Origin of the sequence: Vibrio parahaemolyticus, from assembly GCF_900460535.1 — a bacterium.
In the GTDB taxonomy this organism is placed as follows: Bacteria; Pseudomonadota; Gammaproteobacteria; order Enterobacterales; family Vibrionaceae; genus Vibrio; species Vibrio parahaemolyticus.
The window spans coordinates 309,801-326,774 of the sequence record NZ_UHIL01000001.1 but is presented as its reverse complement, the minus strand read 5'-3'; the positions used below and the strand labels follow the sequence as shown (position 1 = coordinate 326,774).

Genomic DNA, 16,974 nt, shown 5'->3' with positions numbered 1-16,974 from the left:
ACAAATATATATTATTGTTTTTAAAGGATTATTTTTAAACAAGGCGAGAAGATCAACGATCTTAAAATGATCATGTCATGTGGAAAAGTTACGGATAGTGACGTCAAATGGAAATCGTAGAAAAGAAAAAAGCGACCCAATTGGGTCGCCTAGCAGAAGTGGTAAAGCCAGTTCCATATCATGGCAGCTTAACCAAGAAGCTATAAATTACACTGGAAGCAATGTGAGCAATGTCGTGTCAAAAAGAATTCGTGCAAGTTCTTGGATAAATGTTTCATCACCTTCTCAACACCAGTTAATCAACTTCTGTTAATCAGTAATTCAACGTCCTTGTGAACTTTCCTCATTCCCTAAGACAGGATTAATAATAATGATTCTCATTTAACAGTCAACAGTTAAATGAGAAAAAATCTCATTTATTTTCACATTGCTTTAATGAAATGCACTCTCGATTCACGAAGATTAATTTTTTCTTCAAACTTTTCAATAAGATATCCATTTCTCAACAACAATCTGAGCATGGCAGGAAATTGGTTTCGAGATTTCACTTTTAGTGTTTTATAGCCTTGTTCTGCGACCCATTCTTCTTGAGCCTCTAACAACATCTGCGCGACTCCCTCATTTCGAGCTTGCGGCGCAACACCACCAAACCAACTATAGAAGGTGTCTTCATCCAGTTCGTAGCCGATTTTAAAACCGACAATAGCACCGTTTTTCTCAGCCACTAGGATTAGGCTGTTTTTGTCTCCAAGACGCTGTGACATCGAATCTAAGGTTTCTCCGTTGGCAAACTCTTTCACTCGAGTGACCACTTGAAGTGCCTCTTCCAACGTGCCTTCACGAATCAGCATTGTCATTGTTCTCTTCTCCAGAAATAAATATACCCAAGCACCTTGGATTTTTTGGGATATACAAGCCTTTTGTAATCCGCCTGAGGTTACTTGGGTATATGCAGACGAACAACTATTGTCGGTCTGGTTTTTCTCACTGAGCGATAATTACTCTTCTGTCGCTTCTCGAGCCATCTTTAGGTGCTGAGCAGCTTGTGCATTCTCTTCCGCTAACCACTCTGCTACGTCTTTTGCAAAGTAAGTCAGGATGCCATCGGCGCCCGCACGCTTAAAGCACAGTAGTGATTCCATTACTGTCTCGCGCTCTTTTAACCAGCCATTAAGAATCGCCGCTTTGTGCATCGCGTACTCGCCCGATACTTGGTAAGCAAATGTCGGAACTTGCAGCTCGGTTTTCACTCGGCGAACTACATCTAAGTATGGCATACCTGGCTTAACCATCACCATGTCTGCCCCTTCATTGATGTCCATTGCGACTTCATGCATTGCTTCATCAATGTTTGCTGGGTCCATTTGGTAGTTTTTCTTGTTACCACCTTTTAGATTAGATGAAGAACCGACGGCATCTCGGAATGGGCCGTAGTAGTTTGATGCGTATTTAGCCGAGTAAGCCATGATTTGAGTATGAATGTAGCCCGCTTCTTCTAGCGCAACTCGGATTGCACCGATACGACCATCCATCATGTCTGATGGCGCAACCACATCTGCGCCCGCTTCGGCATGAGACAATGCCTGCTTAACTAACACTTCGGTAGTTTCATCGTTCATCACATAGCCATCTTCATCAATGATGCCGTCTTGGCCATGTGTGGTGAACGGGTCTAGTGCGACGTCTGTAATCACACCAATTTGTGGCACGTGCTCTTTTAGCGCACGTACTGCGCGCTGAACCAAACCTTCTGGATTGTAAGCTTCGGTAGCGCATAAGCTTTTAGCGTCTTGGTTTACGACAGGGAAAAGCGCGATGGCAGGAACGCCTAGATTTGCGAGGTATTGTGCTTCTTCTAGCATTAAATCAATCGACAAACGCTCTACACCCGGCATGGATTCCACGCTCTCACGACGATCTTTACCCATAAGGATGAACATTGGGTAAATCAGATCATTCACGGAAAGTTGGTTCTCAGCCATCAAACGACGACTAAAATCGTGTTTACGTAAACGACGCATACGGCGTGCAGGGAATGGACCTTGAATTGATACAGACACCATTTTCTCCTTGTCTGGACGGTTATGATGATCAAATCATCTGGTGAACAAAATCATATCACTCTTGATGCACCTTGCGAGTGACAATCTGGAAAAAGGCGATGAAAAAAACTGAAAATGACCCAGCACTCACACTCAAGTATACTTCTCGTACCAAACGGACAAAGTACAGAGAAAGACCATGATCGATACCCACGCGCACATATACGCGAGCGAATTTGATAACGACCGCGATGAAGTGGTTGAGCGCGCCTTAACTCAAGGCATCACTAAAATTTTGCTGCCGAATATCGATCTGGACTCGATTGAACCGATGCTGCAGACCGAAGCAGCGTATCCGGAAGTGTGCCACTCAATGATGGGTTTGCACCCATGTTACGTTGATAGCAACGTTGATCAAACGCTAGAAATCATCCGAGGCTGGTTCGAAAAACACAACTTTATCGCCGTGGGCGAAATCGGCATCGACCTGTATTGGGATAAAACCCACCAAGCAGAGCAAGAGATGGCTTTCGTAACCCAACTCAATTGGGCAAAAGAGATGGATTTACCTGTGGTGATCCACACCCGTGATTCCATCGAAGAAACGCTGACTCTGCTTCGTCAAGAGCAAGACGGTCGCCTGCGTGGCGTGTTCCATTGTTTTGGTGGCAGCTTAGAAGAGGCGCGAGCAATTAACGAGTTGGGCTTCCACCTTGGTTTAGGCGGTGTATCGACATTTAAAAACGGCGGCATGGACCAAGTCATTCCACACTTAGACATGCAATGGATCATCTTAGAAACAGACTGCCCATATTTGGCGCCAGTGCCGCATCGCGGTAAACGCAATGAACCTGCTTACACGTCGCTCGTCGCGCAGCGAGTGGCAGACTTGCGTGGTGAAGAGGTCGCCATCATAGATGCTATCACCACGGAAAATGCAAAAAACTTATTCAAGATCTAAGCAAGACAACAAACGCAACAAGCGGCCACACTAGGTCGCTTTTTTATTGCCTAAATGGTTGGGTGAACAGACCAAACCTGAAACGACTCAACCAGCAATACTGTAGTGTTGATAGACATAACTATTAACTTGTAACCCTACCCACTTCGCATCATGCGTATTCCATCAGTACGCTTCTTGTGACTGTCGACAACTCGACACATTCTTTTCTTATACTGCTATTCGCCTACGTCTTAGCACAGGTGTAAAACAACATGAATACGGATATTGAAATGTGTACACATGGTGCTTACTTGCAACGCGTACCACGCAACTTTTTTCAAAAGCTGCTAGGCATCAAAGAAGTTTATGTTTGTACTAAATGTGGTTACGTGTTGAAAGTTAAGTAGTTAGCCCAAAATAGCAAACCAACCGCAACAAAAAAGCGGCTCATTTGAGCCGCTTTTTACTGTCTAAAAACTGAAGGATTACTCCTCTTCTTCCTCATCTTTACGAGTGTAAAAACGAGCAAAGAACAGACCAACCTCAAACAGTAAACACATTGGGATCGCAAGTAACGTCTGCGAAATCATGTCTGGCGGCGTCAGCAGCATGCCGACAACGAACGCAGCCACAATAATGTATGGACGCTTCTCTTTTAGGTCTTGCGGCGTGGTCGCCCCAGTCCAACAAAGTAGGATAATCGCCACTGGCACTTCGAACGCAATACCAAACGCCATAAACAGCGCCAGCACAAAATCTAGGTAGCTCGAAATATCGGTCGCAAACTCAACCCCACCGAGAGAAATCGCAGTAAAGAAGCCAAATACCAGTGGAAATACAACGTAATACGCAAAGGCCACGCCACAGTAAAACAGCAACGAGCTAGAAAACAGCAATGGCATGATCAAACGACGTTCGTGCTTGTACAGACCTGGCGCAACAAAAGCCCAAACCTGATACAAAATAAACGGCACCGCAACAAATACTGAAGCGATAAGCGTCAGTTTTAGAGGGGTGAAAAATGGTGATGCCACATCGGTTGCGATCATCGTCGCGCCTTCTGGTAAACGTTCAACCAAAGGTGCAGAGATAAACTCGTAAATGTGGTTAGAGAAATAAATTAGCCCGACAAACACCACCAACACTGCCAAAATTGAACGCAGTAGTCGGTTGCGAAGCTCCAACAAATGACTAATTAAAGGCTGTGTCTGCTCGACGGTAGACATGGCAAACCTCTTATTAAAAATCAGATCAAAAAGGAGCTACCACTCACTAGTAGCTCCTCCTAATGAGACTATTCGGCTTTCTTATCTGCCGCTGAAACCTTAATCTCTTCCACTTTTTCTGCACTTTCAGCCACTGGTTCTGCTTTTGCAGGTTCCGTTTCTGATTGCGCCTTATCAGCGTAAGGGCGGTTTACAGATTGCGCGGCTTTCTTCAATTCTTCGACCGAAGATTTGAGCTCAGGAGATAAATCTTCCATCCCCATTTGCTCAGCTTTGCGCAAGTTTTCTTGCAGCTCTTGGACTTTTAGCTCGTGCGACAATTCGTCTTTAACGCTATTTGCCATATTCTTAGCAGCACCGATAAAGCGAGACACGCTTCGAATAGCATGAGGCAAACGCTCCGGTCCAAGAACGACCAGACCAACAACAGATATTAATACCAGTTCCCAAAAACCGATATCAAACACGTTTTATGCCTGCTCTTTGTCTTTTTTAGTTTCAGGTGCAGCTTCTTTTTGCTGCTGTTTTTCTAAACTTTTTGGCTCGAAGTCTGCGTCTTTTTCATTTTTCGCAGAATCTTCATCGCTCATTGCTTTTTTGAAGCCCTTAACGGCACTACCTAGATCGCCACCGATGCCACGTAGTTTCTTAGTTCCGAATAGCAATACAACAATTACAGCAATGATTAGAAGTTGCCAAACACTGATACCACCCATTCTTTTTACCTCGGGTCTTTAAACAAAATTATTTCAAGAGTTTAACGTCTATTGACGATAAGCTCGCCAACTAAGCAGCCAAAATGTGACACCTGCGATACCGCTGGCCATCGAAAGCTGCTCATAAGCGTTATCCACCAATATTGCCGAGCATACGACTAAAGTGGCGCCAACGCCAAATAAAAACTTTCCTGTCGCCTGCTGGCGCTTACTTTGGCGATAGCCTTGATAAAGCTGATCCATACGCTGGTTCATCGCTTTACCCTGTTTGAGGCTATCGTAAAGTAGCTCCGGCAGTTCCGGCAATTTCTCCGCCCAAAATGGCGCGCGATCTTTGATTGAATTAACCAAAGCTTGCGGGCCCACTTGATTCATCATCCATTCTTCAAGGAATGGCTTTGCGGTCTCCCACAAATCGAGCTGCGGATATAATTGTCTACCAAGCCCCTCAACGTACAGCAGCGTTTTTTGCAGCAGCACTAATTGAGGTTGCACTTCCATATTAAAGCGACGTGCGGTGTTGAACAGGTTCAACAGCACATGTCCAAAGGAGATTTCACATAGTGGCTTAGCAAAAATTGGCTCACACACAATGCGAATCGCGAACTCAAATTCATCGACATTGGTATCTGCCGGAACCCAGCCTGAATCAACGTGCAACTCCGCCACTCGGCGATAGTCACGATTGAAAAACGCGAGGAAGTTTTCCGCCAGATAACGCTTGTCTTCACTATTAAGTGTACCAACGATCCCGCAATCTAGCCCGATCCACATTGGGTTCTCTGGGTGTTCAGGTTTAACGAACACATTCCCGGGATGCATATCGGCATGAAAGAAACTATCTCGGAACACCTGAGTGAAGAACACACTCACACCACGTTCCGCCAGCAACTTCATATTGGTGCCATTTGCATCCAAGCCTTCAATATCAGAGACTTGGATGCCATATATTCGCTCAGAAACCATGACAGTTTCATTACTGAAGTCAGGAAAAACTTCAGGAACATACAATTCTTCACTGCCTTCGAAGTTACGACGCAGTTGAATGGCATTCGCCGCTTCACGACGTAAATCGAGCTCGTCGAGCAAGGTTTTTTCGTACTCGCGTACGACTTCAACGGGTTTTAAACGACGTGCTTCAGGCATCGCTCCGGCGACTATACGCGCCATTCGGTGCATCAGTTTTAGATCTGAATCAATGACCGGGCGAATATCTGGACGGATAACCTTTAATACCACTTCTTGGTTAGTGTCTTTTAATCGCGCAGTATGCACCTGTGCGATGGACGCTGACGCCAGCGGTTTGATGTCAAACTCGGTAAACCAGTTCTCTAACGGCCCACCTAACGCTTTTTCCATCTGCTGCTTGGCCAGCTCGCCGTCAAACGGCGCAACTTGGTCTTGCAACAGCGCCAGTGGATCGGCGATATGCGGAGGAAATAAGTCGCGGCGCGTTGACATCATCTGACCGAACTTAATCCACACAGGGCCAAGCTCTTGCAGCGCAAGACGTAAGCGCTCGCCAAGCGGTTTTTCTGGGTGTTGGTTCTTAATCCAGAATAGGCTCTTGCGCATCAATAATGGCGCTTTGGTCAGTTGATGGTCGGGCAACAACTCATCCAAGCCGTATTCCAGCTGTACTTTGATGATGTGGTATAAGCGCTTTAATTCTGCTGGCGTCATGGTTTCTCCAGCGCTGGCTTATCCGAACCAACTTTGCTCAATAGAGCATTAAGACGCGCTTCAACGCGAGAAGCTTGGCTGCGTACCTCATCCACTTGATCGCAAAAATACGCGACTTCCAATGGTGCGGGTGCCAATTTCCACTCTTCTGTGACCACTTGGGCAAGGTGACGCTGATGTTTTTCCGCTTGAGAAACGAAGAAACCACCCACGTTTTTGGTGCCTTGTACCAAAGTGTGTGCAACTACATCGCCTGTTACGCGAGATAACCACTCTTCAATGTCCGGTTTGCAATCGGTCATCAACTGAGAAAATTTCTGCGCCAGTTGAATATCACCTTCAAGTTCAAGCTTGTCTTGCTTGATCAAGCGAGTGATGTTGGCTTGGTCACGCAGCTCAGGCAGCACACTCAAGTTCAACGAGAGATAGCAGTCAGGCTGACCTTCGTAGTTACCCAGCACATCAATCTGCTGACTGAAAACAAACGTCAGCGTCTTGTCGATTTCTTTGAGGTGAACTTGGATAACTTGGCCCTTGAGACGCGCTAAACGACGACCCAATGCAGGATCGTCTTTAATCAGTGTGTTCAGCGAAGTTTCAATGACAGCAGTGATAAGAGGTTCAAATGGCATGCCGTTAACCCTTAGAATTTGTAACCGCGGTGCAACGCCACAATACCACCCGTTAGGTTGTAGTATTTGGTGTTTTCGAAGCCAGCGTCTTGCATCATGCCTTCCAGTGTTTCTTGGTCTGGGTGCATGCGAATAGATTCAGCAAGGTAGCGGTAGCTTTCTGCGTCATTCGCGACCAATTCGCCCATTTTTGGCAATAGGTGGAATGAGTACGCGTCGTACACTTTTGATAGTGGTTCGAGAACTGGTTTAGAGAATTCCAAAACCAATAGACGACCACCTGGCTTGAGGACGCGGAACATTGAACGCAGTGCTTTGTCTTTGTCGGTTACGTTACGAAGACAGAAGCTGATGGTGATCACATCGAAGTAATCATCTGGGAAAGGCAGTTCTTCTGCGTTAGCTTGTACGTAGTGTACGTTACCCACAATGCCGTTATCGCGCAGTTTGTCGCGGCCAACATTCAGCATTGAGTTGTTAATATCTGCCAGAACAACGTGGCCTTGGTCACCCACAATACGCGAGAATTTCGCGGTTAGGTCACCCGTACCACCACCTAGATCCAGAATGCGCTGACCAGGACGAGCGCCACTGCAATCGATCGTAAAACGCTTCCAAAGGCGGTGAATACCACCTGACATCAGGTCGTTCATGATGTCGTATTTCGCTGCCACTGAGTGGAAAACTTCGGCAACTTTGGTCACTTTTTCTTCTTTCGCCACTGTGGTGAAACCAAAGTGGGTCGTTTCGTTCTCTAACGCTGTATTGGATTGCAAGCTTGTGTCCGTCATTCTAATTCCTCTTGGGCAGCACTTGTTCACTACAGGGCGTTTGCTGACAATGAAAGTCGCCCTCTGTACTGCGGGCGATTAGTTTACTTTATCCTCAGCCGGATGTCTTTCTACTAACGATTCATTTGGTGATTCATTTTCTGAAAATGCATCACTTTGCGCCAACTGCGCAAGGTCAGAAGAAATCGGTCGTTTGATTTCAACCCCCAACTGCCTAAAGCTTTCTGCTTGACGAATCACGTTGCCACGACCTGTCGCCAGCTTGTTCATAGCGCCTTGATAGGTTTGGTTCGCTCGGTCTAATGCGCCGCCCAACCCTTCCATGTCATCGATGAATAAACGCAGTTTGTCGTACAGTTTGGTGGCGCGCTGGGCGATCAGTTTGGCGTTTTCATTCTGACGTTCGTTGCGCCATAAATTGTCGATGGTGCGCAGTGCCACCAGCAACGTGGTTGGGCTAACCAAGATGATGTTTTGCTCCATCGCGTCTTTGATCAAGCTTGGGTCGGCTTGAATCGCCACTTGGAACGCTGGCTCTACCGGTATAAACATCAGCACATAATCGAGACTTTGGATGCCTTTGAGCTTGTGGTAATCCTTCATGCTCAAACCTTTGATGTGCGCACGCAGTGCGGTGAGGTGAGCATTTAACGCGCGGTCGCGTTCAGCATCCGTTTCGGCATTAAAGTAGCGCTCGTACGCCACCAATGCCATTTTCGAATCGACCACCACTTGCTTGTTTTGTGGCAAATGCACAATCACATCCGGTTGGTAACGCTTGCCCGCTTCGCTCTGTAGGTTCACTTGCGTTTCGTACTCGTGCCCTTCGCGCAGTCCCGATTCGGCTAAAACGCGCGCCAACACCACTTCACCCCAGTTACCTTGCTGTTTGTTATCGCCTTTGAGCGCTTGGGTCAGGTTCACGGCTTCTCGTGTCATTTCTTCATTGAGGCGTTGCAGATTTTTCAGCTCATGCACCAGCGTATGACGCTCTTTAGCTTCTTGGCTAAAGCTGTCGTTGACTTGCTTTTTGAAACCTTCTAACTGCTCTTTTAACGGTGACAACAACCCTTCTAAACTTTGACGGTTTTGCAAATCGACTTTCGCGGTTTTCTCTTCAAACAGTTGATTGGCAAGGTGCTCAAACTGTTGTTTCAGACGCACTTCTGCCTGCTCTAAAATTTGCAGTTTTTCCGCATTAGCCTGATTCATTTGTTCGTGGCGCGCCTGCTGCTCACGAAGCTGCGTTTCCAAACGGGATTTTTGTTCACGCATTTGGCCCAGCTCATCAAAGTACTGCTGACGTTCTTGTTTGACGGCTTCGAAGTAACGCAATTTCTCCATGGCCGCCATCAACTTGCCGTGCGATTGTCGCACTTCAAAGGCCGCTTTATCGCGCTCGTTGTCGAGTTCATCCAACTCTTGCTGCGCATCGGCAAGGCTTTGCTTTACTTGTTCAAGCTGTTGTTGGTGAAGCTGTTTTTCTGACACCAACTGCTGTTCGAGTAGTTGAGTCTGGGTAATAAAGCGCTGCTTTACCCACCAACCCACGGCGACACCGCTCGCTGTCGCGGCAAAAAGAGAAGAAAGAATGAGAGATTGATGCTCAAGAATCCATTGCATAATAGCGAGTTAGCCTATGTTTTATATCTTTATCAATGGTATTTAGACACTGGATAAATGTCCAGTTTGTTGGATGAAAAATCCTCGCATACACTAGGCACTCCGTACAACATACTCACTCCCGCTCACTCTTTCAGTAAAGAGCGGCACATCATCACACAGAGGCATCATGAACGAGCGTCGTGCCCTAGGATTTGGGCTCTCAGCAGTATTACTGTGGTCAACGGTTGCAACCGCATTTAAACTGACATTAGCGGAATTTACGCCGATCCAAATGCTGTGTATCGCCAGTATGGTTTCTGCCATCGCGCTTACGATTGTGTGCGGTGTGCAAGGTAAATTAAACCAGCTAAGTGCTACTTTTCTCTCTAATCCTTGGCACTACTTGCTGCTTGGTTTGATCAACCCGTTGGCGTATTACTTGATCCTATTTAAAGCGTACGATTTGCTGCCCGCTTCTCAAGCGCAGGCCATCAACTACAGCTGGGCCATTACGCTCACCCTGATGGCAGCGGTGTTTTTGGGGCAAAAGATTCGTGGCAAAGATTGGATAGCTTGTGGATTCAGTTACCTCGGCGTGATCGTGATTGCAACGCAAGGCAATGTGCTTGGCATGCAGTTTGAGAGTCCGCTAGGCGTTGGCTTGGCACTGCTGTCGACGTTACTTTGGGCGGGTTACTGGATTCTCAACACCAAAAACAAAGCCGATCCGGTGGTTGGTGTTTTGCTGGGCTTTTTGGTTGCCATCCCATTCACTATCGCGTTGAGTTGGTACGAAGGCGCAAGCTGGTACTCTATTTCCATCAAAGGCTGGGCGGCGGTGACATACGTCGGCTTGTTTGAGATGGGAGTGACGTTTGTGCTGTGGTTGAGCGCCTTAAAGTTAACCCAAAACACGGCGCGCATCAGTAACCTGATATTTGCTTCGCCATTTATCTCGTTGATGTTACTGGCCACCATTATTGGTGAAAAAATTCATCCATCGACGTTGATTGGACTTGTCTTAATCATCAGTGGTTTGGTCATCCAACAGGTGACTTGGGGTAAAAAAGCCAAGGCGGCGAACGCATCGCAATAGTTGGTCATGCCCGAAAAACTTAGGACAATATGAAAACGGAGAAATGAAACGAGTTGGATAAAAAAGAGAGCTCGCTAACATTTTATTGATCGAAAGTGCCTTCAGTCGCTTGGAATTGTTCAAGCGTTGGATACGATATAACCAAAGCCCAGCCGCTAAACGCGGCGACATTCCTATAAATATTTGTGGGCACTTCAGGATACTTTACTAATTATGTTTCGCTTCGCTATTCCTTCACCGTTGATGACTGACTGGCAACACGCTCTGCAGCAATGCTGTGATGCCACTCAAGCTCAGGGACAACTTTATACCCTGAGCTACACCAAACAATGGCTATCCAGTGAGGTATCCACCTCGCCACAAAATCACCGCGCCATCGTGGCGATGATTGAGCAAAACTGCGCGCAATTTTCCGCGCCGCACTTTGACGTAGTTTGCTCACAATTTGATGATGAAAACCTGAGCCTGTGCCCAGTATGGCTACCGAATGAGGAGCTGTTTGCCGTTGTGACGTTGACGCACTCAACGCAGCAAAAGCAAACCGTTTCTGCGTGGCTGAGCGCACTGGCAGGCCGCATCAGTTTTGATGTTAGCCAGCATTATCATCAAGAGCTCAAACGTCATCACTCACACGCCAACAAGCCACTACCAACGCTGCAAGAATTCATCGATTGTCTGGATGACCACATCTGGATAAAAACCACCGATGGTCTGTACGCCATGACTAACCGCAGCGTGGAACAGGCGTGGAAAAAGTCTAACGATGACATTGTCGGGAAGAACGACTTTGACCTTTTCAGCGCCGAACGCGCGGAAAAATTCATTGATGCCGACCGATTAGTGGTCGCCACTGGCACACAGAACATCGTTGAAGAGTGTCGCCAAATTGATGAAAACAACAACCCAACTTGGCTGGAAACCATCAAATCACCGGTACGAAATCAGGCCGGCGACCTGATCGGCATTTTGGGCATGACGCGCAACATCACCCGTCGCAAGATGGTGGAAACGCAATTGTCGTTAGCGTCGAAAATCTTCAACAACTCGCAAGAAGGCATGGTCATTACCGACAGCAATGCCAACATCATTGATGTCAACAACGCGTTCTCGCAGATCACCGGATTCAGCGCCGAAGAAGTGATTGGGAAGAACCCCAACATTCTCCGCTCTGGGCACCATGATGATGCTTTTTACCAACAACTTTGGCAGCAGCTTGAAACCAAAGGCCAATGGAAAGGCGAGTTTATCAACCGCAAACGTGATGGCAGCATTTACCCGCAATTAGCCACTATTAGCGCGGTAATGGATGACAAAAACCACCTAATTAACTACATCTGTGTGTTTGAGGACATCTCAGTGCGCAAAGCGCACGAAGAGAAACTGCAACGCATGGCGTTTTATGATCCGCTAACCAACTTGCCCAACCGAACCCATTTGATCAGCTTGCTGGAACAGCACATCGAGATGGAACAACCTTTTGCTACGTTGTTTCTTGATATCGACCACTTTAAGCACATTAACGACAGCATGGGCCATTTCTGCGGTGATCAACTGTTGTCGAAACTGGCGGTTCGCCTGCAAGACATTTTGCACCTGAACGCGCATGTGGCTCGCATCGGTGGCGATGAATTTGTCATCGTACTGCCAGACATTGACGGCGACTCTCCGTTACTCGAAACGTTAAGCTCGATTTTGGGCGTGTTCCGCCGCCCGTTCGATCTGGCAAATCACGATTCGCTGCGGATCTCCACCAGCATCGGTATCGCACTCTACCCGAACGACGGTCAAGACAGTGAAACGCTGCTAAAAAACGCTGACACCGCAATGTATCTGGCGAAGAAAAATGGCCGCAACGGCTACGCGTTCTATTCTCCGGATTTAACTGACAAATCGGTATCGCACGTCCGAATTCAATCTGCGCTGCATGAAGCGATAGAAAAAGAACAGCTGCATTTGATGTATCAGCCGCAATACAACCTCGCGCAAAACGCAATTATTGGTGTGGAAGCCTTGGTGCGTTGGGAACACCCAGAATTTGGCTTAGTGCCACCTGCGGATTTTATTCCTATCGCAGAGAAGACGGGCTTGATTCAAAGCATCGGCGAATGGGTACTCAAAGACGCCTGTTTACAAGGGACTGACTGGCTGGCGAGAGGCGTTCAATTTGGCAAAATTGCAGTCAATGTATCAGCACTTCAATTGCAACAGTCGCGCTTCATCAACAAGCTCAAAACCATCCTTCGTGAAACGGGATTCCCGGCGCATCGCTTGGAGCTGGAAATTACCGAAAGCTTTTTGCTTATCGATCCAAAACTGGCCATCGCATCGCTAAATCAGCTGTGTGAACTCGGAATCGAGATTTCGTTGGATGACTTCGGCACAGGCTATTCTTCGCTGTCGTACCTCAAAGGTTTGCCAATCAACAAACTGAAAATCGACCGCTCGTTTGTCAGCGATGTGCCTAACGACAACGACAGCAACGCCATTGTGAACGCCATCATTGCGATGGGCACTACGCTTTCACTCAAAGTCGTGGCAGAAGGTATCGAAACGCCAGAACAAGTGGCTTACTTGGTCGACAAAGGTTGTATCTACGGTCAGGGATATTTATTCAGCCCACCCGTTGCGGCGGATAAGTTATTTAACTAAGCACAACGTTCAATACACTGGTAACTTTGCGGTTAGATGTTCGTCGAACCGCAAAGCGCCAAACGATCCGCTAAAATGTTGATGCACACCAACAGCGGCACGCCAATCAACAGCCCCATTCCGCCCCACAACCAACCCCAAAAGACCAGCCACATAAAGATGACTAACGGGTTGAGGTTAAACCGCCTCCCTAGCAAAGTTGGGGTGACAAACTGACTCTCGATTAAATTCAGCAACAGATATATCGACACCACTGTCAGCATAAAGCTGACCGAATCTAGCTGCAAATACGCGACAAAACCAAAGCTCACCATCGAAATCACTGGTCCCAAATACGGCGCGAAATTCATTACCCCCGCAAACGCACCCCATAGAAATGGGTCTTCAAGGCCGAGGACAAAAAACACCAATCCTACACACAAGCCTAAACCCGCATTGACCAAAGTAATGGTGCCGATGTAGCGCGATAAATCTTTCTGCAGAGCCTGCACCAACTCCACCGCCTGACGTTGTTTCGAAAAACCACGCAAACGCGATACCGATTTACGAAACAGACTTCGACCATGATTAAGCATGAAATACACCATAAACAGCACAATCATCGCCTGAGTTAACAGCGTTGGTGTGGTGGTCGCGAGCGCTTTCAGCAGAGAAAACACCGTGTTGTTGCCCATCTCGTCAATGTTCATGTCACTGGCAAGCTCAAGCGGCGCGTTCATGTGCTCTGACGACGCTTTGGTCACTTCATTCACTTCCTGCGAAACGTTTTGGACGATGCTTGGCAACTCAGCCCACCATTGTTTCGCGGGTTCTGATATCGCCGCTAAACCGAGTATTGAAACACTCACCAATAACGTCAACGTCACCACCACGGTTATCGTGCGTGGCAGGCCTTTATCTTCAAAATAATTGATCAGCGGGCTAAACAGCAGTGCCACGAACGTACTTATCACCATAGGTAACAGCACCGGTTTGGCGAAGTAGAGCGCAGGAACAAGCAATAACACCAGCAGAGACACGCCAATCACGGTATTGATAGGAAGGTTTAATTTTCCATTCATGCGCGTCCTCTACTGATGAGGTGGTAAATCGGATGGTTGAGCCGCTTCTTCACCAGCTTCTTTTGAGGATACAGCAGACGATGAAGAAGATTTGGCTAGCTGACCACTCCAATCCATCGCGCCATTGAGCAGCAAACTGATGGAGGAGAGAGATGACGTGACGCGAGACAGTCGCCCAGCTTTCGCAACAGCAATCGCGGCAAAAGCGCTCAGCCCAAGCGCTGTCCACGGGTTTTCTTGCACGAATCGGTTCGAGGTAAATTTGAGGGTTTGCTTATCCAGCAAGCATTGCTCCAAAGCCGCTTTACCCTCGATGCGTTTTATCTGCATGGCTCGGTCGAGTTTGGTTAGAGAACGCATGCCAGCCCTCCTGCAATTGGTCGGTTGTATTTTTGAAACCAAGGAAGTGCGTCAGCCGCTTCTGCCACCACGCCAACCCAACTAGCGCTAGACCTAACGACACAATAAACACGCCAACACTTAGCAGTAGTTGAGCGGTAAAGTGGTACGTCACTACACCCGCAACCAAACACACACTGAAGATAAACAGCACCGACAGCAGTGTAAAAATGATGCTGAACATCACGATTTGGCGCGCAGCCGCTACGTTGACTTTCATCTCTAGCAGAAACAAATCCAACGTCGAGCCCGACCACGTTCGCAGTGACGTCGAAAGGTCGTCAATCTGCGACAAAATGGCTCGTAGCCCATTAATGGCTTGTTCAACTTCCTGATTTTTAGCCCCATTTAGGGCTCGGCTACTGTCTGCAGTAGCCGAGCCTTGGCGCTCATTGATGGTATGCTCGGAGTCATTCATAAAACTCTTCCTTCATGATTAGAGCGAAATGTAAGGAACAGGCTTATTTGATGAGCTTAGAGACCGCCCAACCAACCAGGAATGCACAACCGATACTCAACAGCGGACGCTCTTTAATGACGTTTTCTGCGGATTTGGTCGCTTGCTGAATGTTCTCTGCGCCGACTTCCAGCTTCTCTTTGGCATGTTCTTTCATGGCGCCAACCGCTTCTGAAGTGGCTTGCTCTGCAAGGTGGTACGCCTCTCCAAATTGCTCTTGAGGTTTAACTGCGCTTTCTTTTGTATTAGCCATAACTAGCCTCCGTTGATTGAGATTACCTTGGATTAAACGGTTGTGATTCCGCTGAGAAGTAATCTGATAAAAGTGAATTCTTTTCGTTTCCTCGTGAGTGGTATTGCGATTACTGTGCCAAGTTAATAAGTTATTGTTTTTATTGAAATAGAATTCAAATGGCCCCAATCATTGCAAAATGACCTGTAATTATTTCCTTTGAATAGATTCTTATTTGTAATTTTTTCTTATTCCCCACAAGAAATTACGCGCAATAAATAACCACCTCCATACTTACTCCTTATATTGTCTGGCATCACTCACACTCAATATTCATGGCATACAAAATGCTAGATATAAAATGCCACATAAAAAATATTGTTCATATTTAATGGCTAAGTCATCGCAATATAAGTTGCGCTTAAACACTGCAATAAAGTAACCGCAGTAAAATAAAGGAGAAGATATGAGAAATGAAAACATCGCCTCAATCATTGAGCTTATTCACAGCGGTAATGATATTTACAAGAAAGCGATTGATAACATCGACAACACATCGCTAAACCATGTATTGCAGGATCTGGTTCATGTACGAGAACACGCCGCATTAGAGTTGAAACCTTATGCGATTGCGAATCCTCAAACTGCCGACGACACGCCCGTGTCTTACACCATCAAGGCACGCGAAGTATACAGTGACGTCATGAAAGAAGTGTCGTCAGACAAAGAATCGATGTACTTGGAACAGCTCGAAGGCGTGGAAAGTAAGGTATTGAAAGAGATCGAAAACGTCATCACCGCGCAGCCAGAGCAAGCAGATAACGCCGTGCTACTCAAAGTGCGCAGTGACATCAAAAGCTGTAAAGAAAAACTCAGCAATATTAGCCTGATCAGCTAATCGATAAATAACCCTAAAAAGAATGGTCAACATTATTGGCCATTCTTATTCAGAACCATTGATGAATATTCACACATACCAAAGCATAATGCTGAAATACTGAAAAAGAGGTCAGTATGACATTGAATAATACGCGAGTAAGGGAATTACTCATTAAAATGGCGCACCATCGCCAAACGTGTTTACCGCTTGTCGATCCTCATTCACATATGAATATTGCTCGATCAGCCTATCGGTTCGTTAAAATAGAAAAAGTGATGATCAAAAAAATGGTCGATCTATTTTTTGATCAAAGTGGCGACGACTTTATCGCAGAACACGCCAACAAAACGGGAATTGCTACTCTCGGTAATTATAAAGAGATGCATTTTATGAATGCGCAATTACTGAGTGAGTTAAAACAGCTCCTCCGAGAGTTGGATGATGCCAACTTAACAGCGCTGATCTCGTACTGGGTGGCGGCGTTACAAGTCGAAAACGACGAGCTGGAAAAACATTTACCCCAAGGTGAGTAGCTCTGCTCACCTTTTTCCTTCGTTTACCT

Annotated in this window: 18 protein-coding genes; 5 read left to right on the top strand and 13 right to left on the bottom strand. The window is 46.7% G+C overall.

Annotated features, from left to right (window positions below; all coding sequences use genetic code 11):
* Positions 1-422: 422 nt before the first annotated feature.
* Together DYB02_RS01740 and hemB are read right to left on the bottom strand one after the other, a co-directional pair.
* Positions 423-857 carry a GNAT family N-acetyltransferase gene (locus tag DYB02_RS01740; protein ID WP_005459779.1) on the bottom strand — a complete coding sequence of 145 codons (435 nt, stop codon included), beginning with the start codon at positions 855-857 and terminating at the stop codon, positions 423-425.
* Between the two features lie 141 nt (positions 858-998).
* Positions 999-2,060, bottom strand: a complete 1,062-nt coding sequence (gene hemB, locus DYB02_RS01735) for a porphobilinogen synthase (RefSeq protein ID WP_005489689.1) — start codon at positions 2,058-2,060, stop codon at positions 999-1,001.
* Positions 2,061-2,241: 181 nt separating this feature from the next.
* On the opposite strand from hemB, the gene DYB02_RS01725 reads away from it, so the two are divergent.
* Positions 2,242-3,003 carry a TatD family hydrolase gene (locus DYB02_RS01725; RefSeq protein WP_023583840.1) on the top strand — a complete coding sequence of 254 codons (762 nt, stop codon included), beginning with the start codon at positions 2,242-2,244 and terminating at the stop codon, positions 3,001-3,003.
* 467 nt (positions 3,004-3,470) lie between these two features.
* Here DYB02_RS01725 and tatC read toward each other — a convergent pair whose 3' ends face one another.
* From tatC to rmuC, 7 genes are all read right to left on the bottom strand, one after another.
* The gene (gene tatC, locus DYB02_RS01715; RefSeq protein ID WP_005459771.1) at positions 3,471-4,211 is read right to left on the bottom strand and encodes a twin-arginine translocase subunit TatC; all 741 of its coding nucleotides are present in this window, start codon (positions 4,209-4,211) and stop codon (positions 3,471-3,473) included.
* A 68-nt stretch (positions 4,212-4,279) separates the two neighbouring features.
* Entirely contained in the window at positions 4,280-4,678 is a 399-nt protein-coding gene (tatB, locus tag DYB02_RS01710; RefSeq protein WP_005496675.1) for a Sec-independent protein translocase protein TatB, read from the bottom strand.
* 3 nt (positions 4,679-4,681) lie between these two features.
* The gene (gene tatA / locus DYB02_RS01705; RefSeq protein WP_005456852.1) at positions 4,682-4,927 is read right to left on the bottom strand and encodes a Sec-independent protein translocase subunit TatA; all 246 of its coding nucleotides are present in this window, start codon (positions 4,925-4,927) and stop codon (positions 4,682-4,684) included.
* A gap of 48 nt (positions 4,928-4,975) precedes the next feature.
* Positions 4,976-6,610 (bottom strand): ubiquinone biosynthesis regulatory protein kinase UbiB, encoded by a 1,635-nt coding sequence (ubiB, locus tag DYB02_RS01700; RefSeq protein WP_029805380.1) that lies wholly within the window; start codon positions 6,608-6,610, stop codon positions 4,976-4,978.
* The gene (locus DYB02_RS01695; protein WP_005456848.1) at positions 6,607-7,242 is read right to left on the bottom strand and encodes a ubiquinone biosynthesis accessory factor UbiJ; all 636 of its coding nucleotides are present in this window, start codon (positions 7,240-7,242) and stop codon (positions 6,607-6,609) included. The genes ubiB and DYB02_RS01695 overlap by 4 nt, the downstream gene beginning before the upstream one ends.
* An 11-nt stretch (positions 7,243-7,253) precedes the next feature.
* Positions 7,254-8,033 carry a bifunctional demethylmenaquinone methyltransferase/2-methoxy-6-polyprenyl-1,4-benzoquinol methylase UbiE gene (gene ubiE, locus DYB02_RS01690; RefSeq protein ID WP_005456853.1) on the bottom strand — a complete coding sequence of 260 codons (780 nt, stop codon included), beginning with the start codon at positions 8,031-8,033 and terminating at the stop codon, positions 7,254-7,256.
* Between the two features lie 78 nt (positions 8,034-8,111).
* The gene (rmuC, locus tag DYB02_RS01685) at positions 8,112-9,656 is read right to left on the bottom strand and encodes a DNA recombination protein RmuC (protein WP_029805382.1); all 1,545 of its coding nucleotides are present in this window, start codon (positions 9,654-9,656) and stop codon (positions 8,112-8,114) included.
* 169 nt (positions 9,657-9,825) lie between these two features.
* Here rmuC and DYB02_RS01680 point away from each other — a divergent pair, with 169 nt between their 5' ends.
* Together DYB02_RS01680 and DYB02_RS01675 are read left to right on the top strand one after the other, a co-directional pair.
* Complete coding sequence (locus DYB02_RS01680; RefSeq protein WP_029845623.1) at positions 9,826-10,734, top strand: DMT family transporter; 909 nt, start codon at positions 9,826-9,828, stop codon at positions 10,732-10,734.
* 213 nt (positions 10,735-10,947) lie between these two features.
* Positions 10,948-13,383 (top strand): sensor domain-containing protein, encoded by a 2,436-nt coding sequence (locus DYB02_RS01675; protein ID WP_029805386.1) that lies wholly within the window; start codon positions 10,948-10,950, stop codon positions 13,381-13,383.
* Positions 13,384-13,415: 32 nt separating this feature from the next.
* On the opposite strand, the gene DYB02_RS01670 is transcribed toward DYB02_RS01675, so the two are convergent.
* The 4 genes from DYB02_RS01670 to DYB02_RS01655 are packed head-to-tail and all read right to left on the bottom strand — an operon-like array spanning position 13,416 to position 15,553.
* Positions 13,416-14,444, bottom strand: coding sequence for an AI-2E family transporter (locus DYB02_RS01670; protein ID WP_025501981.1), 1,029 nt, complete (start codon positions 14,442-14,444; stop codon positions 13,416-13,418).
* A 9-nt stretch (positions 14,445-14,453) separates the two neighbouring features.
* Entirely contained in the window at positions 14,454-14,804 is a 351-nt protein-coding gene (locus DYB02_RS01665; RefSeq protein WP_077280417.1) for a hypothetical protein, read from the bottom strand.
* Positions 14,749-15,261, bottom strand: a complete 513-nt coding sequence (locus DYB02_RS01660) for a phage holin family protein (protein WP_021486857.1) — start codon at positions 15,259-15,261, stop codon at positions 14,749-14,751. The genes DYB02_RS01665 and DYB02_RS01660 overlap by 56 nt, the downstream gene beginning before the upstream one ends.
* A gap of 43 nt (positions 15,262-15,304) precedes the next feature.
* The gene (locus tag DYB02_RS01655; protein WP_029806179.1) at positions 15,305-15,553 is read right to left on the bottom strand and encodes a hypothetical protein; all 249 of its coding nucleotides are present in this window, start codon (positions 15,551-15,553) and stop codon (positions 15,305-15,307) included.
* Positions 15,554-15,998: 445 nt separating this feature from the next.
* Here DYB02_RS01655 and DYB02_RS01650 point away from each other — a divergent pair, with 445 nt between their 5' ends.
* Positions 15,999-16,430 (top strand): ferritin-like domain-containing protein, encoded by a 432-nt coding sequence (locus tag DYB02_RS01650; protein WP_005466482.1) that lies wholly within the window; start codon positions 15,999-16,001, stop codon positions 16,428-16,430.
* Positions 16,431-16,546: 116 nt separating this feature from the next.
* Positions 16,547-16,945 (top strand): hypothetical protein, encoded by a 399-nt coding sequence (locus tag DYB02_RS01645; RefSeq protein WP_025441132.1) that lies wholly within the window; start codon positions 16,547-16,549, stop codon positions 16,943-16,945.
* The last annotated feature ends 29 nt before the right edge of the window (positions 16,946-16,974 follow it).

Coding starts and splice junctions, on each gene's coding strand:
- DYB02_RS01740 (WP_005459779.1), bottom strand. CDS start 857: ATGACAATGCTGATTCGTGAAGGCACGTTGGAAGAGGCACTTCAAGTG.
- DYB02_RS01725 (WP_023583840.1), top strand. CDS start 2,242: ATGATCGATACCCACGCGCACATATACGCGAGCGAATTTGATAACGAC.
- tatC (WP_005459771.1), bottom strand. CDS start 4,211: ATGTCTACCGTCGAGCAGACACAGCCTTTAATTAGTCATTTGTTGGAG.
- tatA (WP_005456852.1), bottom strand. CDS start 4,927: ATGGGTGGTATCAGTGTTTGGCAACTTCTAATCATTGCTGTAATTGTT.
- ubiB (WP_029805380.1), bottom strand. CDS start 6,610: ATGACGCCAGCAGAATTAAAGCGCTTATACCACATCATCAAAGTACAG.
- DYB02_RS01695 (WP_005456848.1), bottom strand. CDS start 7,242: ATGCCATTTGAACCTCTTATCACTGCTGTCATTGAAACTTCGCTGAAC.
- ubiE (WP_005456853.1), bottom strand. CDS start 8,033: ATGACGGACACAAGCTTGCAATCCAATACAGCGTTAGAGAACGAAACG.
- rmuC (WP_029805382.1), bottom strand. CDS start 9,656: ATGCAATGGATTCTTGAGCATCAATCTCTCATTCTTTCTTCTCTTTTT.
- DYB02_RS01680 (WP_029845623.1), top strand. CDS start 9,826: ATGAACGAGCGTCGTGCCCTAGGATTTGGGCTCTCAGCAGTATTACTG.
- DYB02_RS01675 (WP_029805386.1), top strand. CDS start 10,948: ATGTTTCGCTTCGCTATTCCTTCACCGTTGATGACTGACTGGCAACAC.
- DYB02_RS01670 (WP_025501981.1), bottom strand. CDS start 14,444: ATGAATGGAAAATTAAACCTTCCTATCAATACCGTGATTGGCGTGTCT.
- DYB02_RS01665 (WP_077280417.1), bottom strand. CDS start 14,804: ATGCGTTCTCTAACCAAACTCGACCGAGCCATGCAGATAAAACGCATC.
- DYB02_RS01660 (WP_021486857.1), bottom strand. CDS start 15,261: ATGAATGACTCCGAGCATACCATCAATGAGCGCCAAGGCTCGGCTACT.
- DYB02_RS01655 (WP_029806179.1), bottom strand. CDS start 15,553: ATGGCTAATACAAAAGAAAGCGCAGTTAAACCTCAAGAGCAATTTGGA.
- DYB02_RS01650 (WP_005466482.1), top strand. CDS start 15,999: ATGAGAAATGAAAACATCGCCTCAATCATTGAGCTTATTCACAGCGGT.
- DYB02_RS01645 (WP_025441132.1), top strand. CDS start 16,547: ATGACATTGAATAATACGCGAGTAAGGGAATTACTCATTAAAATGGCG.